The organism is Streptomyces sp. NPDC058697 (genome assembly GCF_042715345.1).
Taxonomy (GTDB): Bacteria; Actinomycetota; Actinomycetes; order Streptomycetales; family Streptomycetaceae; genus Streptomyces; species Streptomyces liliifuscus.
Map to the genome: position 1 here is coordinate 36582 of NZ_JBHXSU010000006.1, position 26342 is coordinate 62923.

Sequence of the window (26342 nt, forward strand, 5' to 3'; positions counted from 1 at the left end):
CGAGGATGCTCGCAGGCATCGCCACTCCCTCCCGTCGGGCCGCCCCTTCCGGCCGTTTGATTCTGCCACGGCCGGGCCAATACGGTCAGCGACGCCTTCGTACCAGTCCGGACACGGCACCCGTCGCGGCGGTCGCGGCCAGCGCGAACATGCAGACGAGAAGCGCGTCCGAAGAGGTATACGCCCCCGGGGCCCCAAGTGACTCAAGCCGATTCAAGAAGAGTGTGCCGAACACCGCGACACCGATCAGCTGACCGAGCTGGGTGGCCGTGGCGAGCAGGCCGCTGGCGTCCGCCGCGTCCTCGGGGCGCACGGTGGCGAGGGCCCGCGTGAGAGTGGGACCGAAGCCGAGCGCGAGCCCTGTGCCGACGCCGGCGAACGCGACGTACAGCCAGAAGCCGGCCCCGTGGCCGTCCCGCAGTGTCAGGCCCACGCCCGCGACGGAGACCGCGGCGAGGGCGAACCCGGCCGGGATCAGGGCGCGTTGCCAGGATGCGGGCCACCCGCGCCAGGTCAGCCCGACCAGCCCGAAGACCACCGCGGTCGGCGCGAAGGTGAGTCCCGCGCGCAGTGCGCTGAAGCCGAGGCCGCCCTGGACGTGCAGGGTGAGTGCGAACAGGAAGCCTCCGTTGACCGCCATCACGGCCATGATCCGGAAGACCGCGAGCCCCATGCCGGGGTGGCGCAGCACCCTGGGCGCGATCAGCGGGGTGCCGCCGCGCCGGGCGAGCCGGGACTCGTACGCGCAGAACAGGGCGAAGTCGACCGCGGCGGCGGCGAGCGACAGCCAGGCCCACAGGGGCCAGTCCTCCTCCTGCCCGAGCACCAGCGGAACCGTGAGCAACGACACGGCCGCGCCCAGCAGCACCAGGCCCGGCAGATCGAGCCGGTGCGCGCGCTCCGGGGCGCGTGCGTCGTCGCGCGGCAGGATCCGCGCGCCGAGCGCCAGCAGTACGAGGCCCACGGGCACGTTCACCAGGAACACCGGGCGCCAGCCCGTGCCGAACAGGTCCGCGCTGACCAGGATCCCGCCGATCACCTGCCCGGCCGCGGCGCCGGTCGCGAGGACCGCCGCGTACAGGCCGAGGGCCCTGCCCCTGGCCTCGCCGGTGAAGTTCCGCTGGATGAGGCTGAGGACCTGCGGGATCATCACGGCCGAGCCGGCTCCCTGGATCAGCCGGAAGGCGATCAACTCGCCGGTGCCCTGGGCGAGTCCGCAGGCGAGCGAGGCCGCCGTGAACAGCGCGAGGCCGGCCAGGTAGACGCGGCGGTGGCCGAGCAGGTCGCCCAGGCGGGCGCCGGTGATCAGCAGGACGGAGTACGTGATGGCGTATCCGGCGACCACCAGCTGCAGTTCGGCGCCCGAGGCGTGGAGTTCGGCGCCGATGGTGGGGACCGCGACATTGACGATGAAGACGTCCAGGAGCGCCATGAACTGGGCGGCGAGGACGATCGCGAGCAGTCGGCCGGGGCGATTGTCAGTGCCGGGAGTTTTACTTGGGGCAGGCATTGGTCCGGGGCCGGATCCGGGTGCGGAGTCCGGGCCGGCGGGGGTTGTCGTCGTCATGGCATCGAGCGTGGGGGCGGGCGGGTACGGGTGCGGAGAGCCCGCCGATGCTGGTACTGACAGCACCTGGCAGGGGTTGGGTCCGGGGTCGACGATGGGGGACGTGACGACGATGACCACGACACAGCGGCGTCGGCCGGAGCTGGCCGCCTTCCTGCGGAGCAGGCGGGCGCGGGTGACACCGGCCGACGTGGGGATGCCGCCGGGTCTGCGGCGGCGCACGCCCGGGCTGCGGCGCGAGGAGGTGGCGCAGCTGTCGGGTGTCGGTGTCACCTGGTACACCTGGCTGGAGCAGGGCCGGCCGATCAACGCCTCACCGCAGGTGCTGGACGCCGTGGCGCGCACGCTGCGGCTCGACCAGCCGGAGCGCGAGCATCTGTACGACCTGGCGGAGGTGCCGTACACCCACGGCGCCGAGTCGACCGCGCTGGCCCTGGGTCCGGAGGTCCAGGAGATCGTCGACGCCCTCGACCCGAGCCCGGCGGTGGTCTACAACGCGCGGTACGACATCCTCGCGACCAACCCGGCCTACCGGGAGGTGTTCTTCGTGCCGGAGACACGCGCGGCCGGCGGTGGCGTCCGCAACGCGCTGTGGACGCTGTTCACGGCCTCGGAGGAGGACTGTCCGCTGGTCTTCCGGGAGAGCGAGCTGCCGGTGATGGTGGCGACGCTGCGGGCCGCGTACGGCAGACATGTCGGCGAGCCCGTGTGGGAGGACTTCATACGCAGGCTGTCCGAGGCCAGCGGGCACTTCGCCCGGCTGTGGCGGAACGGGGACGTGGCGCCGCCGGGACCGCGCGTGAAGACGTTCCGGCACGTGGCGGTGGGCGAGTTGCGGATGACCTCGGTGTCGTTGTCGGTCGACGGGATGCCGGAGTGCCGGATCGTGGTCTACCGGCCGGCGGACGAGGAGACGAGTGCGCGGGCCGCGCGGCTGAGGGAATTCCGACGGCAGCGGAGGGCACGAAAAATCCCGCCCCCTGATGGGAACGGGATCATCGATCTGCGGTTCTGATCTGTGGAGCTAAGGAGAATTGAACTCCTGACCTCCTGCATGCCATGCAGGCGCTCTACCAACTGAGCTATAGCCCCTTGCGGTGTCCGATCCCGGCTTCCCGGCGGCGGAACAAGAAGAACTTTAGCCTGCGACCAGCCGGAAAGTGAAATCCGGTCCCGCAGGGCATCGGAGAGCGGACGGAAGGCCCGCCGACGTGCCCCGGGAGTGCCCCGGGACGGCTCGCGACTGACACCACGAGCGCCTCGAAGGAGCGGCCCGGCCGGAACCCCGAAAGGCTGCCGGCCGTGCGCCTAGTCGTCGTCTCCCAGTACCGGCTCCGGCAGTGTCCCCGCGTTGTGCTCCAGCAGCCGCCAGCCGCGGGCGCCCTCGCCGAGGACGGACCAGCAGCAGTTGGAGAGGCCGCCGAGGCTCTCCCAGTGCTGGGACTCCAGGCCGAGGAGGCGGCCGATGGTGGTGCGGATCGTGCCGCCGTGGCTGACGACCACGAGCGTGCCGTCGTCGGGGAGCTTGTCGGCGTGCCGCAGGACCACGGGGGCCGCGCGGTCGGCGACCTCGGCCTCCAGCTCGCCGCCGCCCCTGCGCACCGGCTCGCCGCGCTTCCACGCCGTGTACTGGTCGCCGTACCGCGCGATGATCTCCTCGTGCGTCAGGCCCTGCCAGACGCCCGCGTAGGTCTCGCGCAGGCCCTCGTCGTGGGTGATGTCGAGGCCGGTGAGCACGGACAGCTCGGCGGCCGTGTCGGCGGCCCGCTTCAGGTCCGAGGCGACGATCGCGTCGGGCTTCAGGGACGCGAGCAGCCGGGCGGCGCGGCGGGCCTGGCCCACGCCGGTCTCGGTCAGCTCGACGTCCGTCGTGCCCTGGAAGCGGCGCTCCACGTTCCACAGCGTCTGGCCGTGGCGCCACAGGATGACGCGGCGCCCCCGGCCCGCCTTCCTCCCGGCCTCGGACAGCGGCCTGCCGTCCGGCACCGGATGCCCCGCCCCGGCCGTCACCGCAGCTCTCCGCGCAGTTCGGCGGCGTCCTCCGCGTCCTGGAGCTGGGCGTGCTGGGCGCCCTTGCCGCGCGTGGCCTTCGCGTCCGCGGGCAGGTCGAGCTCGGGGCAGTCCTTCCAGAGCCGCTCCAGCGCGTAGAACACCCGCTCCTCGCTGTGCTGGACGTGCACCACGATGTCGACGTAGTCGAGCAGGATCCAGCGGGCGTCGCGGTCGCCCTCGCGGCGCACCGGCTTCGTGCCGAGCTCCTTGTTCAGCCGCTCCTCGATCTCGTCGACGATCGACTTGACCTGGCGGTCGTTGGGCGCGGAGGCCAGCAGGAAGGCGTCCGTGATCGACAGCACGTCGCTGACGTCGTACGCGATGATGTCGTGCGCGAGCTTGTCTGCGGCCGCCTGCGCGGCGGTGGTGATGAGCTCGACAGAGCGGTCAGTGGCGGTCACTACAAGGCTTTCCGTAGACGGTCAGGAGTCCCCGAGGGGTTGGGGCCTGTGCGGCGGATCATGCCGGAGACGCGGGGTCTGACACACGCATCCGCGCGTGCCGGACGCCTTCGCACTCCTCCGGCCTGCTCCGCCGGGCAGGCCCTACCCCAAGGGTCTCACGGACCGCCGACAGCACCCCACGTGATTAACCGATCATGCCGGGCGCCCCAGGGCCCCGGGCCCGCACCCGGACACGCCCAGCGCCTGCAGGGGGTGCCTGGACGGGGTGCCTGGCCCGGTGTCCGTACGGGATGTCGGCGCCGGGGGCCCGACCCGCAGCGCGGTCCGGGCCCCCGAAGGCACCGCCCGTCACCCGGACCGTCACCCGATCGCTCACCCGCCCGACGAACCCGCCGAGCCACCCACCTTGTAGTCCTGGCCCAGTACGACCGAGACATCCGCGTTCGACGTGGTCCTGCCCTTCTTCACCGAACTCGTCGGCAGGCCCAGCGTCTTGGCGACCTCCACCGCGTCCTCCTTCTTGGCGGCGTCGGCGTATGTGATCTGGGACACGGCCTGGGCGACATCGGTCTCGCCGCCGTCGACGAAGGTGTAGCCGCCGTTCAGCAGGACCACCCGGGCCTGTTCGGTGGCGTCCTTGTCGCCCGTCGAGTTGCGGATGCCGACCTGGACGGCCGCGCCCTTCTCGGGGCTCTTCGCGGCGCCGCCGAGCACGTCCTTGACCACGCTGTCGCTGGCCTGCGCGCTGAGCCTGCCGTCCGTCTGGACCGGCAGCAGCGCCGTCTTGTAGTCGCCGCCCTTGGCGCGGTCGGCGAGCTTGGCCAGGAACGCGCCCAGGTCCTTGTCGCTCAGCGAGGGGTCGAGGATCTGCGCGAGGGTCTGCACGGTGGTCGTCGCGGCCTGCGGGTCCGAGGACAGCTTGCGCAGCACCCCCTGCATGACCTGGCCGAACCGCTCCAGCTGAGCGTTCTGCGACTCCCCCGAAGCGCGGTACGTGGCGTACGCGACGGCCATCTTGCCGCTCAGCGTCTGCTCGTCGCCCTTCTTGACGAGGGGCGCCTCGCCCTTCTTCTTCGCGTCCGGGTCCGGCACATCCGCGTTGGTGTCGACATCGATGTTGCCGACGAGTTCGACGAGGTTGTTGAGGTACGGGGTGTCGAGACGCCAGGTGCCCTCGACATCGGTCCCGAGCACGGTGTCGATCTCGTCGCGCGTCCCGGAGGACCCGTCGTCGTCGACCGACTTGGCGAGCGTGGTCGTGGTGCCGTTGTCGTCCGTCAGGGCAAGGGAGTTGGGCAGCAGGACGGTGGTGCCCTGCTTGGTGGTGGTGTTGTTGACGAGCAGCGCCGTCGCCGTGCCGCCGCCCTTGGTGTTGTGCAGGTGGACGATGATCACGTCGCGGTTCTGGGCGCCGCCGGCGGTGGTCGTGCCGGACGCCGACTCGGAGGACGTTCCCGGCAGGCTGCCGTCGTACCAGAGGTAGCCGACTCCGCCGACCGCGACCAGCGCGAGCGCCACGACCAGGGCGACGACACGGCCGCGCGCCCGGCGCTTGGCCTCCTCGCGCCGCTCCGTGCGGTTCTCGGTGAACTTCAGCCAGTCGATGACGTCTTCGGAGTTCTCCGGCTGCTCCTCCACGAAGGCGAACTGCTCGGTCCGGTAGTCGCGTTCACCCTGCGGCCCGTCACCCTGCCGCCCGTCCTCAGCAGGCTCCGGAGACTCCGGGGACTCCGCGGGTCGCGCCTGCTGCGGGATGTACGCGGTCTGCTCCGCGACGTGGGCCTGTTGCTGACCGGTGTCATAGGGCGCCACAGGTTGCTGCTGACCCGTGTCATACGACACCACGGGCGCCGCCTGCTGCCCCTGCTGGCCCATCGCGTACGGGTCGTACCCGTACCCCTGCCCGTATCCCTGACCTTGGTGACCTTGGTGCGCCTGCTGTCCTTGGTACCCCTGGTGTTCCGGCTGCCCCTGCTGTCCCTGGTGGCCCTGCCCGTACCCCTGCGCCTGCCCCCCGTAGGGGTCGTAAGAGCCGTACTCCTGCTGGGCCTGAGGGGCCCCCGGAGTGTGCGGAGTCTGGGAAGGTGACGGCACCTGCCGGTACACAGGCTGCCCGAACTCGTCGTAGCCGACGAGCTCGTACTGGTCGCCCCCGTACCCAGCGTCGTATCGGTCGTTCACCGGTGCCCCTCTCGGCTCACTCGCCGCGGTACAGCTCTCGCTTGTCGATGTAGCGCACCACACCGTCCGGCACCAGATACCAGACCGGGTCGCCCTTCGCGACCCTCGCACGGCAGTCTGTGGACGAGATGGCGAGCGCGGGGACCTCGACGAGCGAGACACCGCCCTCCGGCAGACCGGTGTCGGTCAGTATGTGGCCGGGCCTGGTGACCCCGATGAAGTGCGCGAGGGAGAACAGTTCTTCGGCGTCGCGCCAGGTGAGGATCTGGCCGAGCGCGTCGGCGCCGGTGATGAAGAAGAGGTCCGCGTCGGGGTTGAGCACCCGGAGGTCGCGCAGGGTGTCCGTGGTGTAGGTCGGGCCGCCGCGGTCGATGTCGATGCGGCTCACGGAGAACTGCGGGTTCTCGGCGGTCGCGATGACCGTCATCAGATAGCGGTCCTCGGCCGGGGAGACCTTGCGGTCTGTCTTCTGCCACGGCTGTCCGGTCGGCACGAACACCACCTCGTCGAGGTGGAACTGCGCGGCGACCTCACTGGCCGCCACGAGGTGCCCGTGGTGGATCGGGTCAAACGTTCCGCCCATGACGCCGAGGCGGCGCTTTCCCGGGTTCGACGGGCCGTTACCCGGGCCGCGCCGTGCGCTCCGCGCCGTGCCGCCCGCCGGACCGGTAGGCATGTCCTGCTCTCCCATGCGTGCAGACCCTACCGGCCCCGACGACGGGTCCGGTCGCGCGGGCGTCAGCGGTCCCGGTTGAAGCGGGTGGTGATCCACAGCAGCAGCATCAGGATGAAGAAGGCCCCGCCGCCGGTCAGGTAGGGGCTGAGGCTCTCGTGGTTGCCGCCGTGCTCCTCGCCCTCGGCGGCAAGTGTGACCAACTGGGCAGCGGTGCTGTGGAAGCTCATCTTCGGCAGGACCTATCCGGTGTGGGCGGGATAAAGACTTCCGCACATCGTAAGCGGGGGCTGTCGCCGGTATCACTCCGACTCCGCCGTCAGGACTGCCCGGCATCAGGCACCCCGAACCATCGGCCTCGGCGGACTGCGTCTCCCGGTGTCCGCCGAGCGATCCTCCCGGCCGTCTCAACCGTCCGGAACCCTCCGTGGGTCTAAGGGGTCGGGAACCTTCCGCCCGGCCTCACTCGTCCCGTTTGTAGCCGCGCAGAAGGAACCAGGCAGTCAGCACACAGCCGACGACCATCACGATCAGCACGACACGGAGGAGATTCCCCGCCCCTTGCTGCTGGGCGGCGCTCGCGGCCTCGGTGAGCCAGGGTTCGGGGAGATGCTCCATGACGTACGACTCCTTCGCTGTACTGCCCGTCCACGGTATATCCGCCTAGGCTGGACCCCGCCTTGGGGGCACAGAAGGCAATCAAACGCATGGGGGACCACATGCCAGAAGAAAGCCACGAGAACGTACCGAGCAGGCAGCGCCGGCGCTTCGAGGGGATCTCCTCCCGGGCGTACGAACACCCGGCGGACCGCTCGGCCCTGGTCGCCCTGCGCAAGCTCAGCGGCTTCGACACCGTTTTCAAGGCGCTCAGCGGCCTGCTCCCGGAGCGCAGTCTGAGGCTGCTGTTCCTGTCGGACTCCGTGCGCGTCTCGGACGCCCAGTTCACGCACCTGAACGTCATGCTGCGCGACGCCTGTTACATCCTGGACCTGGAGAAGGTCCCGCCGATGTACGTCAACCAGGACCCGCAGCCGAACGCGATGTGCATCGGCCTGGACGAGCCCATCATCGTCGTCACCACCGGCCTCGTGGAGCTGCTCGACGAGGAGGAGATGCGGGCAGTCATCGGCCACGAGGTGGGACACGCGCTTTCCGGCCACTCCGTCTACCGCACGATACTGCTCTTCCTGACCAGCCTCGCCCTGCGAGTGGCTTGGATCCCGCTGGGCAACCTCGCGATCATGGCGATCGTGACCGCCCTGCGCGAGTGGTTCCGCAAGTCCGAGCTGTCCGCGGACCGTGCCGGTCTCCTGGTCGGCCAGGACCTGAAGGCCTCGATGCGCGGCCTGATGAAGATCGCGGGCGGCAACCACCTGCACGAGATGAACGTGGACGCGTTCCTCGCCCAGGCCGAGGAGTACGAGGCCGGGGGCGACCTCCGCGACTCGGTGCTCAAGATCCTGAACGTCATGCCCCGCTCCCACCCCTTCACCACGGTCCGGGCGGCCGAGCTGAAGAAGTGGGCCGAGTCCCGCGACTACCAGCGGATCATGGACGGCCACTACCCGCGCCGGGACGAGGACGGGGACACCTCGGTCACGGACTCCTTCCGCCAGTCGGCCGCGAGCTATGCGACCGACGTCAAGAACTCGAAGGACCCGCTGATGAAGCTGGTCAGCGACATCGCGGGCGGCGCGGGCGACCTCGGCGGCCGGGTCCGGCGCGGCTTCGGCGGCTTCGCGACCGGCAGCGGGGGCGCGAGCAGCAGCTCCCCGCAGGACCAGCCGCCCACCGACGGCCCGGACGACGAAAGCCCCAACGGAACCAACGGCAGGGCCTGACCCCGCGGGAAGCGCCTTGAGCCCGGGCTCGGGCCGCCCCTTGAAGGCGGGGTCGGCCCGAGCCGAGGCGTGCCGCAACCCCGCCCCTCGGAAGCCCCCGAAGCCACACCCGATCCGGAACCGGAACCCCGGTCCGGAGCCAGAAGGCAGGTCCGGAGCCACAGCTCAGGGGCCGAAGCACGGCTCGGAGCACGGCAGCCCGGGGAGCCAGTCAGGTCCGGAGCCACCGCCAGACTGAAGCCGGAAGTCGGGGCCGGAGCCAGAAGCCAGGTCCGGAGCCACAGCTCAGGGCCCAAACCGCGGCTCGGAGCACGGCGGCCCGGCGAGCCAGTCGGGTCCGAGGCCACCGCCAGGCTGGAGCCGGAAGTCGGGGCCGAAGCCATACAGCTCGGCCCCGAACCACGGCTCAGGGCACGGCGGCCCAGACGGCCAGTCCGGGCACGGCGGCCCAGCAACCAAGCGCGACGCGGCGGCCCAAGCACCCAGTCGCGACGCGGCCGCTCAGGCGGCCAGTCCGGACAAGCTGAGGCCCAAGCAACCAGCAGGTCCAAAAGGCCCCGGGGCCGAACTACAGCTTTGGCTGGGCGCTCGCTGCCAGGGAGCCGCACAGCGACGTCGCGCTGCCCGTCGCGTACGGGTCGGTGCCGGCCGGGCCGCCCGCCTTGGCCGTCTCGCCCGCGAGCAGCGGGCGCAGATGGTTCGTCGCGTCCTCGGCGCAGGCCAGCGGCCCGGCCTGGACGTACGAGACGACCAGCTCGGTCTGGTGCATGCGCAGGTCGTCGCGGTCGAACCGGAAGTGCAGCTCGCGCCGCACGGTGAACAGCGAGGCCTTGGCCTTCTCGTCCGAGCCGGTCGGCCGCAGGGCGTAGACGAAGGTGTGGTCGGCGCTGACCTCAAGGGTGTCGGAGTCGGTCTCGGCGGCCGCCAGCGTGCCCTGCACCCGGATCTTGCTGTCGGCCAGCTCAGCCTGGTTGGGGTCGAAGCGGACCAGCCAGCCGGTGGGCGCGTGCCGCCCGTCCGCGGTCGGCCGCTCGAAGCTCTGGTCGAACTGGTCGAGCTGCTGAGGGTCGAGCCGTATCCGCACGGACCGGGTGGCGCCGCCGGTGAGGACGTCCGGGTCGAGCGAGGACTCGACGAGGTAGTCCTTCGCCGTGGTCAGGGCGGTGACCACCTGGCTGTCGGAGAAGTGGGCGGTGCGCCGGGAGGCGGGCAGCGTGATGCCCTCGGCGCCGATGCGGAACTGGTCGGCCGGGCTGTGCGCGTACAGCGAATCGATGTCGGTGGAGCCGGGCACCGCGTTCTGCGGCGCGAGCGGTATCACGGTCATCCGCAGCGGCTCGGGGTGCTTGGCGGCGGGCGTCTGGTACGGATGGCGTACGCCCATGTAGATCGCGGTGCCGAAGGCCACAGCGATCAGCAGGACGAGGATCAGCGCCTGCCGGGACAGGCCCCTGCGCATCGGCGGAAGGCGGCGGACGGCCGGGGCGTGGTCGCCGATCCGCTCCTGTGCGGAGAACTCCTGGAGGCGGGCAGCCCGGACGAACGACTCGTCGAAGACGACGGATCGGTATTCTTCCTCGCCACCACCAGGAGCACCCTCGGGGGTCCCCTCAGGTGGGTCTCCAGGTCCGCCCATACATTCAGAGTAGGTCTCAAGGACCTCAGGTAAACGCCCTGGTACACGACAAGTTCTGACAGGACCTCACGGAAGCCCTACGGCGTGCGCGGCACCGCCGAGACGGCTGGCTGGGAATAGTCGGCCGAGGCCGAGGGACCCACTCCGCTTCCCTGTTCGAGGCCTGTGGAGGCGGGCGGCGGGACCTGGTCCCGGCTGCCCGAGGACGATCCCCGGTAGACGGCCGTGAAAGCGAGCGCGACCATGCCGATGCCCATCACGAGGGCGAGCATCCAGGCGACGGGACGGTGCCAGCGGGTCTGCTTCCCGTACGTCCCCGGGCTGCCGTAGCCGCCGTGCAGGACGTCCCGGTCGTCGAGGTCGTCCAGATCCGGGTCGTGGCCGAAATCGCCACGTCCGTCGGGTCCGAATCCGTCGTCGTAGAGCTCGTCGTCGCCGCGTACCCCCCGGGGGTGTGTCCGGCGGGCTTCGGCCTCGGAGGCCTCGGCTCTCGCCTGCGCGGCGGCCAGGAGGCGTTCGACGGCGGTCGGTTCGTGAACCGTGGCCGCACGTACAAAGGCCTCGTCGAAGACCACGGAGGCGAACTCTTCGTCCGCACCCCCGCGGTCGCGGTCGTCGTCGGGCTCCCAGCCGTCAGGGAACGGCGTGCCCCCCACGTCCTCCGGCACGGATCCAGAGTAGACCGGGGTGGTCAATTTGGGCAGACGGTATGGAAATTCATCCGCCTGACGAGACGCTTTCCGGGCGAGGCCCCCAAACACTCCGTGCGGGGTTTTCTCGGCGAAGTCCCCGAGAGCCCCTTCGCGACTCCTCCGGGCGCCGTCCACGGCCTGCTCAGCGGCGGATGTGCCCGTCGCCCGTGACGATGTACTTGGTGCTCGTCAGCTCCGGCAGCCCCATCGGCCCCCGCGCGTGCAGCTTCTGCGTGGAGATCCCGATCTCGGCGCCGAAGCCGAACTGGCCGCCGTCGGTGAAGCGCGTGGACGCGTTCACGGCGACCGTCGTGGAGTCGACCAGCTGGGTGAACCGGCGGGCGGCCTGCTGCGAGGTGGTGACGATCGCCTCGGTGTGGCCGGAGGTCCACAGCCGGATGTGCTCGACGGCGCGCTCCAGCGAGTCGACGACGGCCGCCGCGATGTCGTACGACAGGTACTCGGTCTCCCAGTCCTCGGTCGTCGCCTCTACGACGGTGGCCTTGGAGTCCTTGGCGTAGGCGAGAACGCGCTCGTCCCCGTGCACGGTGACCCCGGCCTCGGCGAGGGCGTCGAGGGCGCGCGGCAGGAACTCGGGCGCGATGTCCTGGTGGACGAGGAGCGTCTCGGCGGCATTGCAGACGCTGGGCCGCTGGGCCTTGGAGTTGATCAGGATGTCGATCGCCATGTCGAGGTCGGCCTGCGCGTCGACGTAGACGTGGCAGTTGCCGGTGCCGGTCTCGATGACCGGGACGATGGACTCCTGGACGACCGTCTGGATCAGGGAGGCGCCGCCGCGCGGGATGAGCACGTCGACGAGACCGCGGGCGCGCATCAGCTCCCGTACGGACTCGCGGCCCTCGCCCGGCACGAGCTGTACGGCGTCGGCGGGCAGGCCCGAGCCGCCCACCGCGTCGCGCAGGACCCGTACGAGGGCGGTGTTGGACTCGTAGGCGGAGGACGAGCCGCGCAGCAGGACCGCGTTGCCGGACTTCAGGCAGAGGGCGGCCGCGTCGACCGTCACGTTCGGGCGGGCCTCGTAGATGATCCCGACCACGCCGAGCGGGACGCGGACCTGGCGCAGGTCGATGCCGTTGGGCAGGGTCGAGCCGCGGACGACCTCGCCGACCGGGTCGGGCAGCGCCACCACGTCACGCACGTCGGAGGCGATCGCGCGGATCCGCTCGGGAGTGAGCGTCAGCCGGTCGATGACCGACTCGCTGGTGCCGGCCTCGCGGGCGCGCTCGATGTCCTTGGCGTTGGCCTCGACGATCTCGCTCGTACGGACCTCCAGCGCGTCCGCGATCGCGAGCAACGCGTCGTCCTTCTCGGCCCGCGGGAGCGGGGCGAGGTCGGCGGCGGCGCCCTTGGCACGGTAGGCGGCCTGGGTGACCGGGGACATCGAGTCGTACGGCGAGAGCGTGGTCATATCCCGCAGGGTAGTGCGCCCGCGAGAGGTGTTCAGCCGTTGTCCCACACCGCGAGACAGGTCCTGAAATGCCCCTAGAAAGGGTGTACGCCCACAGGTGTCGCCGGCAGCGGTCCGTATCCCTCGGCGATGCGCTGATGGTAGGTCTCGCGGTCGATGACCTCCAGGCCGACGATCTCCCAGGGCGGCAGTTTCGCGGTCTGGCGGTGCTCGCCCCACAGGCGCAGCGCGACCGCGGCGGCGTCGTGCAGGTCGCGGGCCTCTTCCCAGTAGCGGATCTCCGCGTGGTCGTTGGCATAGCGGCTGGTCAGCAGAAAGGGGTGGTCGTGGGCGAGCTGTTCAAGACCGCGCCTGACCTCCTTCAGCGGGGCCTCGGCGCCCGAGACGCTGAGCGTGACGTGCCAGAGCCTCGGCAGGTCCTGCGGCTCCTCCACCTCGTAGGTGTCGCCGGCCGCGACGCTGGTCAGAGCCCGCTCCTCGCCGGCCACCCGGGAGCCGACACCACCGCGGGACGCCGCCGCCCCAGGGCGCACTCGTCTCACGACGGCCTCCTTTACGCAATGGGTCCGCTCGGACTGAGGGGGTCTCCCTGAAACAAAGTTGAGCAGGTGGGAAGCCTCCGTGTGACGGTTTTACGGAACGTCCACCGGCGGGGGCCTTCCTTTCGGCCGTTTACGGGTGGAGCAGCACCAGATCGTCCCTGTGTACGACTTCGCGTTCGTACGCCGGACCCAGCTCGCGGGCCAGCTCGTGCGTGGAGCGGCCGATCAGCTGCGGGATCTCCTTGGCGTCGAAGTTCACCAGTCCCCGGGCGACGGCCCGGCCCGCGCTGTCGCGCAGTTCGACGGGATCGCCCGCGGTGAAGTCGCCCTCGACGCCCGCGATACCGGCCGGCAGCAGGGACGTACGCCGCTCGACGACCGCGCGCACGGCCCCGTCGTCGAGGGTGAGGGCGCCCTGCGGGGTTGACGCGTGCTGGAGCCAGAGGAGCCGGTCGGCGGAGCGGCGGCCCGTGGAGTGGAAGTACGTGCCGGTGTCCCGGCCCGCGAGGGCGTCCGCGGCGTGCACCGCGCTCGTCAGCACCACGGGGATCCCGGCCGCGGCCGCGATACGGGCCGCCTCGACCTTGGTGACCATGCCGCCGGTGCCGACGCCCGCCTTGCCCGCGCTGCCGATGTCCACGTGCGCGAGGTCCGCCGGGGTGCGCACTTCCGCTATCCGTGACGTGCCGGGCTTGCCGGGGTCGCCGTCGTACACGCCGTCCACGTCGGAGAGGAGGACCAGCAGGTCGGCGCGTACGAGGTGGGCGACGAGGGCGGCGAGCCGGTCGTTGTCGCCGAAGCGGATCTCGTCCGTGGCGACGGTGTCGTTCTCGTTGACGACCGGCAGGGCGCCCATCGCGAGGAGCTTGTCGAGGGTGCGCGAGGCGTTGCGGTGGTGGGCGCGGCGGCTCATGTCGTCCGAGGTGAGCAGCACCTGGCCGACCCGGACGCCGTAGCGGGCGCAGGAGGCGGTGTAGCGGGCGACCAGCAGGCCCTGGCCGACGCTGGCGGCGGCCTGCTGGCGGGCCAGGTCCCTGGGACGGCGGCGCAGGCCCAGCGGGGCGAGGCCCGCGGCGATGGCACCGGACGAGACGAGGACGATCTCCTTCTCACCGCCGCTGCGGCCCTTGGCGAGGACGTCCACGAGGGCGTCCACCCGGTCGGCGTCGAGCCCCCCGGACGCGGTGGTCAGGGAGGAGGAGCCCACCTTGACGACGATCCTGCGGGCCTCCGCCACTCCCGGCCTCGCCGCCTGCACTGCCGCCTGCCTTGCCGCTGACACGCTGTACCCCAATGTTCCGACCAGCCCGGTCCGTGCAATCTACGTGACCGAGGGTGGCCGGCGCCGCCGCGTTTCGAGTGGCGGACGGCATGGGGGCCGCGGACGCCCGAGCGAGGAAGACGAGAGAACCACCTCACAGGTTCCAGTCTTTTTAGCCCGAAATACGGTGAATGACCTCACGCAAGATTGCTAGCGGGCCCGCCGAAGTCATACGGTCAGGGATCGGCCTCCCGCTGGCACGAGGATCCGCGAGAAATCGCGGGGATTCGCGAGGCATGACGAGGCCGGCCCCCATGTTTCCCCCCATCCGTCGCATCCCTCGCAGGAGCCCATTCCGTGCCCTCCGCCGGACTCGCCCCCCGCCGCATCGTGCAGCTCTCGGCGCTGCTCTCGATGTTCGCGCTCTTCACGGCGCAGATCGTCTCCGCTCTGCTGCCGAACGTCCCGGTGTTCATCGCCGCGAGCGCCGCCGGGCTCGCCCTCGACGTGTTCCTGCAGTACCGGGACCCCGGTCTGCTCTCGCTCCTGGGCAAGGTCCGCTTCGACGTCACGGTCCGGCAGTTGCTGCGCGACATGCTGATCCTGGTGGGGCTCCTGCGGATCGAGGGCATCAACCCGACGCGCGAGCAGGCTCCGCTGCTGATCGCGATGTGCGTGTTCTACGCCCTGCACTTCGCCTGCCAGGCCGCCGCGGTCGTGGTCCGTCGCACCCGTACGCTGCCGATCGTCACCCGCAACATCGACGCGTCCGCGCTGCGCCTGAGCGCCGCGCCGCCGCGCGTCCTGGCCCGCCGCCCGGGTCACCGCCTGCTGACCTTCTCGATCCCGACCACGGCAGGCCTGATGGTCACCGCGGCCACCACGGACGCGTACTGGGGTGCCATCGGCGTCGGCATCGCGCTCGTCCTGATCGGCGGCGGCACGGCCTACCTCGGCACCTGGCTGCTGCCCAAGAAGCGCGCCAAGAGCGAGCAGAAGGTCATGGAGTGGCTGGACAAGTGGCTGGCCGACTACCGGCCGACCGTGGCCATGTACTTCTCGGGCGGTACGACCTCCGCGTACCAGGCGAACATGTGGCTCTCCACGCTCTCCTCGGTCGACGCGAAGCCGCTGATCGTGCTGCGTGAGCGCTTCATGGTGCAGAAGATCGACGCCACGGACGTCCCGGTCATCTGCTTCCCCAAGGTCTCGACGATGTTCTCGCTGGAGAACTCGACGCTGAAGATGATGCTGCACCCGGCCAACGCCGCGAAGACCTCGCAGGTCCTGCGCATCCCCACGATCAAGCACGCCTTCATCAACCACGGCGAGTCCGACAAGCTGTCCTCCTGCAACCCGTACGCGAAGGCGTACGACGAGGTGTGGGTGGCCGGTCCCGCGGCGCGCGAGCGGTACGCGCTGGCCGAGGTCGGCGTCGAGGACAAGGACATCGTGGAGGTCGGCCGCCCGCAGCTGGCGCCGATCCGCCCCTACTCCGGGGCGCCGACGGGTACGTACACGACCGTGCTGTACGCCCCCACGTGGGAGGGCTGGGACGGCAACCCCGGCAACACCTCGGTGGTGCTGGCCGGCGAGAACATCGTCAAGCGGCTGCTCGCCGACGAGGGCGTACGGCTCCTCTACAAGCCGCACCCGATGACCGGTTCCGTGGACCCGCGCGCGGGCGCCGCGAACCAGCGCATCATGGCGATGATCCGCGAGGCCAACACCAAGCGGTCGGGCGCCCGTCCGGACGCCGGTGCCGCCGCCGAACTGACGCGCCGTACGGCCGAGTTGGACAAGCTCACCTCCACCGACTTCCGTGAGAGCGCGGACGAGATGGAGCGGATGCTGCTCCAGGGCGCGCCGCGCGGCGACCGCGAGGCGGCCATCGTCGAGGCCACGCTGGCCTGGGAGAAGGCCTACTGGGCGTCCTTCCCGGAGTGGGAGCACGAGATCATCACGGACGCGCGGCCTGCCATCTTCGCCTGCTTCAACCAGGCGGACCTGCTGATCAGCGATGTCTCGTCGGTCGTCTCCGACTGGCTGTCCAGCGAGAAGCCGTACGCGGTCGCCAACACCTCGGGGATGTCCGAGGCGGCGTTCCGCGCGGGCTTCCCGACCGTGTCCGCGGGCGCCATCCTGACGCCCAAGGCGGGAGGTGTGCCGGCGCTCCTGGAGTCGGTCCGCCACCCGGAGAAGGACCAGTTCACGGCCGCTCGTGCCGAGCTCAAGGAGCACCTGCTCGGTCCGTCCGACCCGCCGTCGCTGGCCCGCTTCGACGCCGCGATCGACGACCTCTGCACCCTCGCCGACGAGCGGCGCGTGCGGATGGAGTCCCGCCTCGCCGCGGAGATCCCCTCCCCGCGCTCCGCGAAGGAGGACGCGGCCGAGGAGGCCGCGCAGGACCCGAACGAGGCGGACGACTCCGTCAACGCGTAGCCGCTACGTGGCCGCTGCCGCGGGGAGCACGTAGGAAGAGGGCCCGGAGTGTCTCCGGGCCCTCTTCCTGTTTTGGTGCGTCCGTTTCGTTTTCGGCTGCGGGTGCGGTGGGGGCTGGTCGCGCAGTTCCCCGCGCCCCTGAAGGTGGCTGGGGCCGGCGGTCACGTGCCGCTTCCCGCCGACGGTGACCTGTCGCTTTTAGGGGCGCGGGGAACTGCGCGACCAGCCCCCACCGGCCCGCAGTGTGAATGCAGACCGCGGGGGCCTGGGGGCGGAGCCCCCGGTTTCGGACGGCTGCGGCCTAGAACGGGTCGAAGTCGTCGAACGCCTGGTCCGCCTCGTCCCGTTCCGCCTGCTTCTCGCGTCGCCGCGTAACGGCGGGCCGAGGCGCCTCGAACCGATGGTCCTCGCCACGGCGACCGAGCATCTCCGCGCCGGCCATGACCGTCGGCTCCCAGTCGAAGACGACCGCGTTGTCCTCGGGTCCGATGGCGACCCCGTCACCGTGCCGGGCACCCGCCTTCATCAGCGAGTCCTCGACACCGAGGCGGTTGAGCCGGTCGGCGAGGTAGCCGACGGCCTCGTCGTTGCTGAAGTCGGTCTGGCGGACCCAGCGCTCGGGCTTCTCGCCCCGTACGCGGAAGAGTCCGTCCTCCTCCTGGACGACGGTGAAGCCAGCGTCGTCGACCGCCTTCGGGCGGATGACGATACGGGTGGCCTCCTCCTCGGGCTTCGCCGCACGGGCCTCACCGACCAGGCCGGCGAGGGCGAAGGAGAGCTCCTTGAGGCCCGTGTGGGCCACCGCCGAGACCTCGAAGACCTGGTAGCCGCGTGCCTCCAGGTCCGGCCGGACCATCTCGGCCAGGTCCTTGCCGTCCGTTACGTCGATCTTGTTGAGGACGACGAGACGCGGCCGGTTGCCGAGGCCGCCGTACTGCTTCAGCTCCTCCTCGATCATGTCGAGGTCGGAGACCGGGTCGCGGTCGGACTCCAGGGTCGCCGTGTCGAGGACGTGGACGAGCACCTCGCAACGCTCCACATGGCGCAGGAACTCCAGGCCGAGGCCCTTGCCCTGACTCGCCCCGGGGATCAGTCCGGGTACGTCGGCGATCGTATAGACGGTCGAACCCGCCGTCACGACACCGAGGTTGGGGACGAGGGTCGTGAACGGGTAGTCCGCGATCTTCGGCTTGGCGGCCGACAGGACCGAGATCAGCGAGGACTTGCCCGCGCTCGGGTAGCCGACGAGCGCGACGTCCGCGACCGTCTTCAGCTCCAGGACGATGTCCTGGAGGTCACCGGGCACGCCGAGCAGCGCGAAGCCGGGGGCCTTGCGGCGGGCCGAGGCCAGCGCCGCGTTGCCGAGGCCGCCCCGGCCGCCCTGTGCGGCGACGTAGGTCGTGCCCTGGCCCACCAGGTCCGCGAGTACGTTCCCCGCCTTGTCCTGGATCACCGTGCCGTCCGGCACCGGCAGGACCAGGTCCTGGCCGTCCTTGCCGGAGCGGTTGTCGCCCTCGCCGGGCTTGCCGCTGGTGGCCTTGCGGTGCGGGGAGTGGTGGTAGTCGAGGAGCGTGGTGACGGACTGGTCGACGACCAGGATCACGTCACCGCCACGGCCGCCGTTGCCGCCGTCCGGGCCGCCCAGCGGCTTGAACTTCTCACGGTGGACGGAGGCACAGCCGTGACCTCCGCTACCCGCGGCGACATGCAGCTCGACGCGGTCCACGAAGGTGGTCATGGGATGTGCCTCCAGTTACGTACGGAAATCTCTCATCGATGATCACCCGGCAGTCTTCGCCGCTCAGTGATCACTACTCAGTTAAAACACGCGAAAGGCGGACCCGCTTCCCGTACGGGAAGTGAGGTCCGCCTCGCGAAAGATCCGGTCAGGCGACCGGAACGATGTTCACGACCTTGCGGCCACGGTGAGTACCGAACTCCACCGCACCGGCGGCGAGGGCGAACAGCGTGTCGTCCTTGCCGCGGCCGACGCTGGCGCCGGGGTGGAAGTGGGTGCCGCGCTGGCGGACCAGGATCTCACCGGCGTTGACGACCTGACCGCCGAAGCGCTTCACGCCGAGCCGCTGAGCATTGGAGTCGCGACCGTTCCGGGTGGACGATGCGCCCTTCTTGTGTGCCATCTCTCCTCAGTCCCTTACTTCGCAGCCGCGGGGATCTCAGTGACCTTGATCGCCGTGTACTGCTGGCGGTGGCCCTGACGACGGCGGTAGCCGGTCTTGTTCTTGTAGCGAAGGATGTCGATCTTCACACCCTTGTGGTGATCCACGATCTCGGCCTGGACCTTGATGCCGGCAAGGACCCAGGGGTCGCTCGTCACGGCGTCGCCGTCGACAACGAGCAGGGTCGAGAGCTCGACCGTGTCGCCAACCTTGGCAGTGGAAATCTTGTCAACCTCAACGATGTCGCCGACAGCAACCTTGTGCTGGCGACCACCGCTGCGCACGATGGCGTACACGCGGATCTCTCTCTCGCTCGAAATCGGAATCCCCGCAGTCCAGCCGCCGAGGAAAGCAGACGGCCTCTCCCGGGGCGCGAGCCACCGGGAGGAAGAGGTTTACGGGAATGCGGTGCGTCAGTGAACACACCGAGGGTCAAGGTTACGGGGCCCCGACCTGGGGGTCAAACCGGGTCGGGGGCCGCTGCTGACCAGCACCTACGCGGGACCTGCGCGGGACCTACACGGTCGGCTTCTCACCGTCGTCGGGCAGCGGCTTCACGCCCTTGCACAGGTCCGTGGTGTCCGCGGTGCCCGGGTAGGCCGCCTTGGCCACCCGGTCGAAGTGGACCTTGTACATGTCGTGCACGGCGTCGTCGTCGACCTTCACGATCGACTCGTCGTTCTCGCGCAGCGCCGGGCCCGTGTAGTTGCCGGAGCCGGTGAAGCTGACCTTGTTCTTCACGCCGTCGTACATGCCGTCGATGAGGATGTACTTGGAGTGGATGATGTACGGCGTCGACAGCTTCTGGCCGGGGTTCAGCGGGTCCCGGTCGTCGTTGTAGCAGCGCACGGTCGGGCCGCCGGTGGTGTGCAGCTTCTCCCACGTGCCCTTGGTGCCGCCGCTGCTCTTGGCGCTGTCCGACTCCGCGTAGACGATGCTCACGGAACAGCCCGCCTTCTTCAGCGAGACCAGCTTCTCCGCGATGGCCAGCCGCGTGATCTTGAAGATCGCCACCCGGACCCTGGTCGACTGCGTGACCCCCGCGGTGTCCTTGTACTTGCAGGTCACGTTGTTGAGGATCGAGTACACCGTGTCGGTGGCCCGGGTGTTGCCGGCCCGCGGGAAGAAGTACGCCTTGTAGAGGCCGTTGCTCACCGTGCGGTAGTTCCAGGACTCCCAGTCCTGCGCGACCATCGTGTCGAAGTAGTCCGCGTAGGCGTCGTACATCGTCGGGTTGTTCGGCAGCAGCAGCGCGTCGTTGAAGAACTTGGTGTGCGCCGACGGCGTGGAGTTCGAGGTGGTCTCGACGACCACGTTCGTCGCGCCCTTGACCGCCGAGAACAGCCAGAACTTGTTGTGCATGATCGACTGCCCGAACTTCGGGTCGCCGAGGCACGACTTGTTCTCCGGGCAGGTCGCGACGTACGAACCCTGCGTACGGTCCGTGCCGAGCCCCGAGGCCAGCGTGCCGTACGCGGTGTTGGTGGGGCGGTCGCTGATGCTGGACTCGTCGAGCAGTACCTGGACGTCGACGCCACGGTTCTTCGCCGCCACGAGTGCGTTGACGACCGAGGCCTCCCAGACGTGGTAGACCGCGACCTTGATCGTGGAGCCGGGCAGCGCGGCGTTCGTCAGCTCGATGAGCCTCGTACGGATCGCGGTCTGCTCGTCGGCCGTGCCGAGCGGGTCGTTGAAGATCGGCCCCTCGATCCACGCCGGGTTGTCCACGGCCTGCGCGGTACCCGCCGACATGACGGCCTGTCCGCCCGCCGCGGACAGCACGGTCGCCAGCGCGACGGCCTGGCGCCCGCCCCTGACCGGCTTTACGGCACGGTGTCGCCCAGTGCCCTTCAGGCGCACGCGCGCCATCCCAATCCCCTCCCCTGACACGTGTGAGCGTCTCCCCAACGCGCACCCGTGTGTTCACGCCTATGACTGCATGAGTTTTACAGGTAGATGATCGCCTTCCAAGAGGCGGGGGGTAATTGTGATGACCGTGATGCTCCTGAAAACATGTCAGGGGCCCCCAAACCGGGCGGAAGTCAGGGCAGTTCGGTTCCCCTGACGGAGCGTTGTCCGAACAGCCGAACGCCCCCTGGCCTGCGGTCGGACCGCAGGCCAGGGGGCGTCTTCGGTTACGCGGGTGCTCAGCCCTCGTCGGTGGAGGCCGTGACGGTCGACGGCGACTGCTGCTCCGCCGCCGCGGTCTTCTTCGACGTCGACTTCGTGGCCGTCTTGGCGGTCTTCGCCGTCTTCTTGGCCACGGTCTTCTTGGCGGCCGTCTTCTTGGCCGTCGTCGTCTTCTTCGCGGCGGCCTTCTTCGCGGGCGCCTTCTTGGCCGCCTTGCGGGCCGTCTTCTTGGCCGGGGCCTCTCCGTCGCCGGACGCCTCCGCGGGGGCCTCGGCAGGTGCCTCGGCGGCCTCCGTCCGGGCTTCCGCGGGAGCCTCCGCCGGGGCCGAGGGGACGACCACGACGGCCGTCTCCGCGGGCGCGGTGGGAGCGGTGGCCTTGCGGACCGCACGGCGGCGCGCCCGCGGCGGGGCGGCGCTGTCCGTGGCGGGCTGCGGCTCGGGCTCGGCGACCGGCTCCGCCTTGGACTCGACGGGTGCGGCGACCGGCTCGGTGACGGTCACCACGGTCTCCTCCGCGGCCTTGGGCGAACCGGCCGGCGCGGTGGCCTTGCGGGTCGCCCTGCGGCGCGTACGCCCCTTGGGCGCGGCGTCGTCGACAGCGGGGGCCGCGGCCGCCGGGGCCTCGACCACCGGGTCCTCGGCGGCGACGGGCTCGGCCTGCGCGGCGGCGGCCTGCTCCGGCTGCACGGGACGCTCGGCCTCGTCCTGCGACGTCACGGACTGGGCCGTCGGAGCCTCCGAGCGGCGCTCGGAGCGACGGCTCTCGGACCTCGGCGCACCCGCCGGGGCCGACGCACGCCGGCCGGCACGGCGCCGCGAACGGCCACGCGTGGCAGCGGCCTCCGCCTCGGCGGCGCTGCTGTAGAGATCCTCGTCCGGTACGAACTCGGGCTCGGGCAGCGCGACCGGCTCGGCGGCCTCCGCGGCGACCTCGGCAGCCGTCTCGTCGGGCTCGGCGGTCTCCGCCTCGTGCGTGTGCTCGTGGTCGTGCTCGTGGGTCTGGTCGGCGCCGCCACGGCCGCGCTTCTTGCGCTTGCCGCCGCCTCCGGCGGAGGTCGGCTGCTCCATGTGCACGATCACGCCACGGCCGTTGCAGTGGACGCAGGTCTCGGAGAACGACTCCAACAGGCCCTGGCCGACCCGCTTACGGGTCATCTGGACGAGGCCCAGCGAGGTCACCTCGGCGACCTGGTGCTTCGTACGGTCGCGTCCCAGGCACTCCAGGAGGCGGCGCAGCACCAGATCGCGGTTGGACTCCAGGACCATGTCGATGAAGTCGATGACGACGATGCCGCCGAGGTCGCGCAGCCGCAGCTGGCGCACGATCTCCTCGGCCGCCTCCAGGTTGTTCCTGGTGACCGTCTCTTCGAGGTTGCCGCCCTGACCGGTGAACTTGCCGGTGTTGACGTCGATGACGATCATCGCTTCGGTCTTGTCGATGACCAGCGAACCGCCGCTCGGCAGCCAGACCTTGCGGTCCAGCGCCTTGGCGAGCTGCTCGTCGATCCGGTACGTCGCGAAGACGTCGACCTCGGAGGTCCACCTCGACAGGCGGTCGGCCAGGTCGGGGGCGACATGGGCGACGTACCCGTGGATGGTGTCCCATGCCTCGTCGCCGCTCACGATGACCTTGGTGAAGTCCTCGTTGAAGATGTCGCGGACGACGCGGACGGTCATGTCCGGCTCGCCGTAGAGCAGCGTCGGCGCGTTGCCGCCCTTCGCCTTCTTCTGGATGTCCTCCCACTGCGCCTGGAGCCGCTCGACGTCACGGCGCAGCTCGTCCTCGCTCGCGCCCTCGGCGGCGGTGCGCACGATGACGCCCGCGTCCTCGGGGACGATCTTCTTGAGGATGGTCTTCAGACGCGCGCGCTCGGTGTCGGGCAGCTTGCGGCTGATGCCGGTCATCGAGCCCTCGGGCACGTAGACCAGGTAGCGGCCGGGGAGGGACACCTGGCTGGTGAGGCGGGCGCCCTTGTGGCCGATCGGGTCCTTGGTGACCTGCACCAGGACCGACTGGCCGGACTTGAGCGCGCTCTCGATGCGGCGGGGGCCGTTGGCCATGCCCAGCGCCTCGAAGTTGACCTCACCGGCGTACAGCACGGCGTTGCGGCCCTTGCCGATGTCGATGAAGGCGGCCTCCATCGACGGCAGCACGTTCTGGACCTTGCCCAGGTAGACGTTGCCGACGTACGAGGTCGACTGCTCCTTGTTGACGTAGTGCTCGACGAGCACGTTGTCCTCAAGGACGCCGATCTGGGTGCGCTCGCCGCTCTGGCGGACGACCATCACACGCTCGACGGCCTCACGGCGGGCCAGGAACTCGGCCTCGGTGATGATCGGAACACGGCGGCGGCCCTGCTCGCGCCCCTCGCGGCGGCGCTGCTTCTTCGCCTCCAGACGGGTCGAGCCCTTGATGGACTGCACCTCGTCCGAGGCGTCCGACCGCTCTTCCTTCTTGCTGCGCGGCTCACGGACCTTGACGACCGTGCGCTCGGGGTCGTTGTCGCCCGACTCGGCCTCGCCGGAGGAGTCACCGGCGCGACGACGACGACGGCGACGGCGACGGCTGCTGCTGGAGCCGCCCGACTCCTCGCGCTCGTCCTCGGCGTCCTCCTCCATCTGCTCGGCGGTGTCCTCGGCGTCCTGGGCAGCCTGCTCGGACCTCTCGGACTGCTCGGCGGCGTAGTCGTCTCCGTCTCCCGACTCGCCGTCCGCCTCTGCGGACTCGCCCCGGCGGCGGCGACGGCCGCCACGACGGCGCCGACGGCGCGAGCCGGTCTCCTCGCCGTCGTCACCCTCGGCGGAGTCGTCGGCGGTGTCCTCCGCGGACTCCTCGTCGACGGGCTCCTCCTCGGGCTCGGGGGCCTCCGCCACGGGGGCGGCGGGCTCCTCGGCCTTCCTGCGGCGGCGCCTGCGCGATCCGCCGGTCTCCTCCTCGGCGACGGGGGCGGCCTCCTGGACCGGCTCCACGACGTCCTCGGGCTCCTCGGAGGCCTCGGCAGCGGCGGCGGCCGCGGCGCGCTCCGGCGTCTGGAACATCGGCTCGGTGAAGACGGGCGCCTGGAACACGGCGACCGCGGGCCGCGCGGGGCGCCGCGAGGAGTCCTTCTCGGTCTCCGCGTTCTTGTCCGGCGCGGGCGCCGCGAAGCCTCCGGCGGCCTTGCGCGTGGCACGGCGGCGAGCGCGGCGCGGGGCGCCGTCCTCGACGTCGGTGGCGGTGTCGGCCTCGGGGGCCCGGTCGTTCTTGGCAGCGGCCACGGGGGCCTCCCTGCGCTCGTCGCGGACATCGGCCTCGACGGGCTCGGTCGCGGTGGGGGTCTCGGCGCGCTCCGCCTCGGGCGGGGTGGCGCGGCGGGCGGGCTCGGCGGCGGCCTCGGCGGGCGCCGTCTCGGGCACCTCGGCCTCGGCCTGCGGCGCGCCGGCGGGCGCGGTGGCCCGACGGGTGGCCCGGCGGCGCGTACGGCCCTTGGGGGCGTCCTCGGCCTCGGCGGCCGGCGCCTCTTCGGCCTCGGCGGCTGCCGGGGCTGTGGTCGGGGCGGGGGGCGCGGCCACGGCGGCCTCGTCGGCCTCAGTGGTCACAACGGCCTCGGCGGCCTCGGTCTCCGTGGGCGCACCGGCGGGTGCGGTGGCACGGCGCGTGGCCCGGCGGCGCGTACGGGGCGCCGGAGCGGCCTCCTCGGCCACGGGCTCGGCGGCGGGCGTCTCGGGCTCCGCCTGTACGGCAGGAGCGGCGGCGACGGCCTCATCGGTCACGGCAGTCACAGCGGTCGCGGCGGTTTCGTCGGCCCCGGCGGACTGAGCCGTCTCGGGGCTCTGAGCCGTCTCTGCAGCCTGCGGCGCACCGGCGGGAGCGGACGCACGACGAGTGGCCCGACGGCGCGTACGGGGCGCCGGGGCGGCCCCGGCTGCCGGCTCGTCGGTGACAGACGTCTCAGTCGTCTCAGTGACCGCCTTCTCGGGGGTCACCGCTTCAGCGGCCACAGCCGCCTCTTCGGTCTCCTCCGGCTCCTCCGTCGCGAGATCGGTGGAGCTCACGGCCGGTATGGCCGGCGCGGTGGTCTCGGCCACGCTCTCGCCCTCGGGGTTCCCGGAGGGCGGTCCCGCGGGGCGGGACGCGGCGCGACGACGCCTGCGCGGCGGCAGGGTGTCGCTGGGGGTGCTGTTCTCGGAGCCGTTGGAGGGCTCAGCGGGTTCGGTCGGTTCGAGCATGCGGGTGGATCTCCCGTCAGGCTCCCGGGCGCCGCGGATCCGGTGACGTCCGCGGCTCGCGCGATGCGCGGTGCCGCCGTCCGGGGCGCGGGCGCCGCACGGGAGCTCTCTGTGTCCTGTCTCGCCGGTTCCGTACGCCATGTGTGCGTACGGCCTGGCGAAAGTCTTCTGGTCGGTGCGCTGCCCGACCCAGGTGGCTCCCGGATACGAGGGCGGCGCTTCGACGTTCGTCCTTACGCGGGACCTTCCTTACGCCGGCGCCTTCGCGGCGGCAGCGGTCGCGGCCATGGGTGAGGCGGCAGCCACTGCCTCGCGGTCGGGCGCGAGCGGGTCGGTCACCGTGCCGGTCTCTTCATCGAAAAGCCCCTGCGCCAGCCTGGTCACCGCTGCGGGGACCGGCGGCGCCAGGTCGGCCACAGCTCGGAGACCGGACAGGACGTCGTCAGGTCGAACGGCAGGCGTCACGTGCCGAACAACCAGCCGCAGTATCGCACAGGGCTGGTCCGTCGGCCTATCAGCCTGTGGACTGTGCGTCTCAGGCTGTGGTGTTTGCGCCTCGGGTTGAGCCGTGTGCGCCTCTGATTGTGCTGTGCGCGCCTCCAGGCTCGCGACGGCGCCGCGGGCGTCGAAGGTGCGCATGCCGTTCTTCGTCTTGCGCTGGACCTCGACGGCCTCGGCCGACGTGAAGGCGTCGACCGCGCGCGCCGCGTCCTCGGGGGTCACGCCGTCGAGGCGCAGCTCCCATACGGACGCGGTGAGCCGGTCGGCGAGACCCGACGTACGGGCCTCCACGGCGTCGATGATGTCGAGCCCGACAGGCATCGACTCGTCGAGGAGCAGGCGCAGCTTCTCGGGGTCGCGCGCGTCGGTGAGCGCGATCTCCAGGTACTCGGCCTCACTGCCCGTGCCGGTGGGTGCGGCATTGGCGTACGACACCTTCGGGTGTGGGGTGAACCCCGCCGAGTACGCCATGGGCACCTCGGCGCGGCGCAGCGCACGCTCGAAGGCACGCTGGAAGTCGCGGTGGCTGGTGAACCGGAGGCGGCCGCGCTTGGTGTAGCGCAGTCGAATGCGCTGCACCGCGGGTGCGGGCGGCGGGCC

General features: G+C 71.0%; 21 protein-coding genes and 1 tRNA gene. 3 read left to right on the forward strand and 19 right to left on the reverse strand.

Going from position 1 to position 26342, the window contains the following annotated elements:
- Positions 1-85: 85 nt before the first annotated feature.
- Positions 86-1510 carry an MFS transporter gene (locus ACFWXQ_RS16200; RefSeq protein WP_383946830.1) on the reverse strand — a complete coding sequence of 475 codons (1425 nt, stop codon included), beginning with the start codon at positions 1508-1510 and terminating at the stop codon, positions 86-88.
- Between the two features lie 151 nt (positions 1511-1661).
- Between ACFWXQ_RS16200 and ACFWXQ_RS16205 the strand changes: the two genes are divergently transcribed.
- Complete coding sequence (locus ACFWXQ_RS16205) at positions 1662-2582, forward strand: helix-turn-helix transcriptional regulator (RefSeq protein ID WP_383946807.1); 921 nt, start codon at positions 1662-1664, stop codon at positions 2580-2582.
- A 4-nt stretch (positions 2583-2586) separates the two neighbouring features.
- Here ACFWXQ_RS16205 and ACFWXQ_RS16210 read toward each other — a convergent pair.
- The 7 genes from ACFWXQ_RS16210 to ACFWXQ_RS16240 all read right to left on the reverse strand — a co-directional run bounded on the left by ACFWXQ_RS16210 (position 2587) and on the right by ACFWXQ_RS16240 (position 7495).
- Positions 2587-2659: transfer RNA gene (locus ACFWXQ_RS16210), tRNA-Ala, on the reverse strand.
- A 216-nt stretch (positions 2660-2875) separates the two neighbouring features.
- Positions 2876-3535, reverse strand: coding sequence for a histidine phosphatase family protein (locus tag ACFWXQ_RS16215; RefSeq protein ID WP_383946833.1), 660 nt, complete (start codon positions 3533-3535; stop codon positions 2876-2878).
- Between the two features lie 38 nt (positions 3536-3573).
- Entirely contained in the window at positions 3574-4020 is a 447-nt protein-coding gene (rsfS, locus tag ACFWXQ_RS16220; RefSeq protein ID WP_383946810.1) for a ribosome silencing factor, read from the reverse strand.
- 375 nt (positions 4021-4395) lie between these two features.
- Positions 4396-6204 (reverse strand): LCP family protein, encoded by a 1809-nt coding sequence (locus tag ACFWXQ_RS16225; protein ID WP_383946813.1) that lies wholly within the window; start codon positions 6202-6204, stop codon positions 4396-4398.
- Between the two features lie 16 nt (positions 6205-6220).
- Positions 6221-6895, reverse strand: coding sequence for a nicotinate-nucleotide adenylyltransferase (gene nadD, locus ACFWXQ_RS16230; protein WP_055610578.1), 675 nt, complete (start codon positions 6893-6895; stop codon positions 6221-6223).
- 47 nt (positions 6896-6942) lie between these two features.
- Positions 6943-7107 carry a hypothetical protein gene (locus ACFWXQ_RS16235; RefSeq protein WP_198655517.1) on the reverse strand — a complete coding sequence of 55 codons (165 nt, stop codon included), beginning with the start codon at positions 7105-7107 and terminating at the stop codon, positions 6943-6945.
- A 232-nt stretch (positions 7108-7339) separates the two neighbouring features.
- On the reverse strand, positions 7340-7495 hold the full coding sequence (locus ACFWXQ_RS16240; protein ID WP_186000991.1) for a hypothetical protein: 156 nt from the start codon (positions 7493-7495) through the stop codon (positions 7340-7342).
- A 101-nt stretch (positions 7496-7596) separates the two neighbouring features.
- Here ACFWXQ_RS16240 and ACFWXQ_RS16245 point away from each other — a divergent pair, with 101 nt between their 5' ends.
- Positions 7597-8718, forward strand: a complete 1122-nt coding sequence (locus tag ACFWXQ_RS16245) for a M48 family metallopeptidase (protein WP_383946817.1) — start codon at positions 7597-7599, stop codon at positions 8716-8718.
- A 568-nt stretch (positions 8719-9286) separates the two neighbouring features.
- Here ACFWXQ_RS16245 and ACFWXQ_RS16250 read toward each other — a convergent pair.
- The 5 genes from ACFWXQ_RS16250 to proB form a co-directional block, all read right to left on the reverse strand.
- Positions 9287-10354 (reverse strand): hypothetical protein, encoded by a 1068-nt coding sequence (locus tag ACFWXQ_RS16250; protein WP_383946819.1) that lies wholly within the window; start codon positions 10352-10354, stop codon positions 9287-9289.
- Positions 10355-10431: 77 nt separating this feature from the next.
- Positions 10432-11022 (reverse strand): hypothetical protein, encoded by a 591-nt coding sequence (locus tag ACFWXQ_RS16255; protein ID WP_383946822.1) that lies wholly within the window; start codon positions 11020-11022, stop codon positions 10432-10434.
- 166 nt (positions 11023-11188) lie between these two features.
- Entirely contained in the window at positions 11189-12475 is a 1287-nt protein-coding gene (locus ACFWXQ_RS16260) for a glutamate-5-semialdehyde dehydrogenase (RefSeq protein ID WP_383946824.1), read from the reverse strand.
- A 74-nt stretch (positions 12476-12549) separates the two neighbouring features.
- A complete protein-coding gene (locus tag ACFWXQ_RS16265) occupies positions 12550-13008 on the reverse strand; it encodes a hypothetical protein (RefSeq protein ID WP_055610583.1) in 459 nt (152 codons plus the stop codon).
- A gap of 139 nt (positions 13009-13147) precedes the next feature.
- The gene (proB, locus tag ACFWXQ_RS16270) at positions 13148-14254 is read right to left on the reverse strand and encodes a glutamate 5-kinase (RefSeq protein WP_326763071.1); all 1107 of its coding nucleotides are present in this window, start codon (positions 14252-14254) and stop codon (positions 13148-13150) included.
- A gap of 381 nt (positions 14255-14635) precedes the next feature.
- Here proB and ACFWXQ_RS16275 point away from each other — a divergent pair, with 381 nt between their 5' ends.
- Positions 14636-16720, forward strand: coding sequence for a hypothetical protein (locus ACFWXQ_RS16275; RefSeq protein WP_383946827.1), 2085 nt, complete (start codon positions 14636-14638; stop codon positions 16718-16720).
- A gap of 301 nt (positions 16721-17021) precedes the next feature.
- On the opposite strand, the gene obgE is transcribed toward ACFWXQ_RS16275, so the two are convergent.
- The 6 genes from obgE to ACFWXQ_RS16305 form a co-directional block, all read right to left on the reverse strand.
- On the reverse strand, positions 17022-18458 hold the full coding sequence (gene obgE, locus ACFWXQ_RS16280; protein WP_383955457.1) for a GTPase ObgE: 1437 nt from the start codon (positions 18456-18458) through the stop codon (positions 17022-17024).
- A gap of 148 nt (positions 18459-18606) precedes the next feature.
- A complete protein-coding gene (gene rpmA / locus ACFWXQ_RS16285) occupies positions 18607-18861 on the reverse strand; it encodes a 50S ribosomal protein L27 (protein WP_006374707.1) in 255 nt (84 codons plus the stop codon).
- A 14-nt stretch (positions 18862-18875) separates the two neighbouring features.
- Positions 18876-19196, reverse strand: a complete 321-nt coding sequence (gene rplU / locus ACFWXQ_RS16290; protein ID WP_006374708.1) for a 50S ribosomal protein L21 — start codon at positions 19194-19196, stop codon at positions 18876-18878.
- 220 nt (positions 19197-19416) lie between these two features.
- Positions 19417-20769 carry a phospholipase D-like domain-containing protein gene (locus ACFWXQ_RS16295; protein ID WP_383955453.1) on the reverse strand — a complete coding sequence of 451 codons (1353 nt, stop codon included), beginning with the start codon at positions 20767-20769 and terminating at the stop codon, positions 19417-19419.
- Positions 20770-21047: 278 nt separating this feature from the next.
- Positions 21048-25241 carry a ribonuclease E/G gene (locus ACFWXQ_RS16300; RefSeq protein WP_386268384.1) on the reverse strand — a complete coding sequence of 1398 codons (4194 nt, stop codon included), beginning with the start codon at positions 25239-25241 and terminating at the stop codon, positions 21048-21050.
- Positions 25242-25490: 249 nt separating this feature from the next.
- The gene (locus ACFWXQ_RS16305) at positions 25491-26321 is read right to left on the reverse strand and encodes a TIGR03936 family radical SAM-associated protein (protein WP_383948357.1); all 831 of its coding nucleotides are present in this window, start codon (positions 26319-26321) and stop codon (positions 25491-25493) included.
- Positions 26322-26342 lie beyond the last annotated feature (21 nt).

Bases quoted from the DNA above. Each gene is read 5' to 3' on its own strand.
- ACFWXQ_RS16200 (WP_383946830.1), bottom strand. From the start codon at position 1,510: ATGCCTGCCCCAAGTAAAACTCCCGGCACTGACAATCGCCCCGGCCGA.
- ACFWXQ_RS16205 (WP_383946807.1), top strand. From the start codon at position 1,662: ATGGGGGACGTGACGACGATGACCACGACACAGCGGCGTCGGCCGGAG.
- nadD (WP_055610578.1), bottom strand. From the start codon at position 6,895: ATGGGAGAGCAGGACATGCCTACCGGTCCGGCGGGCGGCACGGCGCGG.
- ACFWXQ_RS16235 (WP_198655517.1), bottom strand. From the start codon at position 7,107: ATGAGCTTCCACAGCACCGCTGCCCAGTTGGTCACACTTGCCGCCGAG.
- ACFWXQ_RS16240 (WP_186000991.1), bottom strand. From the start codon at position 7,495: ATGGAGCATCTCCCCGAACCCTGGCTCACCGAGGCCGCGAGCGCCGCC.
- ACFWXQ_RS16245 (WP_383946817.1), top strand. From the start codon at position 7,597: ATGCCAGAAGAAAGCCACGAGAACGTACCGAGCAGGCAGCGCCGGCGC.
- ACFWXQ_RS16250 (WP_383946819.1), bottom strand. From the start codon at position 10,354: ATGGGCGGACCTGGAGACCCACCTGAGGGGACCCCCGAGGGTGCTCCT.
- ACFWXQ_RS16260 (WP_383946824.1), bottom strand. From the start codon at position 12,475: ATGACCACGCTCTCGCCGTACGACTCGATGTCCCCGGTCACCCAGGCC.
- obgE (WP_383955457.1), bottom strand. From the start codon at position 18,458: ATGACCACCTTCGTGGACCGCGTCGAGCTGCATGTCGCCGCGGGTAGC.
- rpmA (WP_006374707.1), bottom strand. From the start codon at position 18,861: ATGGCACACAAGAAGGGCGCATCGTCCACCCGGAACGGTCGCGACTCC.
- ACFWXQ_RS16295 (WP_383955453.1), bottom strand. From the start codon at position 20,769: ATGGCGCGCGTGCGCCTGAAGGGCACTGGGCGACACCGTGCCGTAAAG.
- ACFWXQ_RS16300 (WP_386268384.1), bottom strand. From the start codon at position 25,241: ATGCTCGAACCGACCGAACCCGCTGAGCCCTCCAACGGCTCCGAGAAC.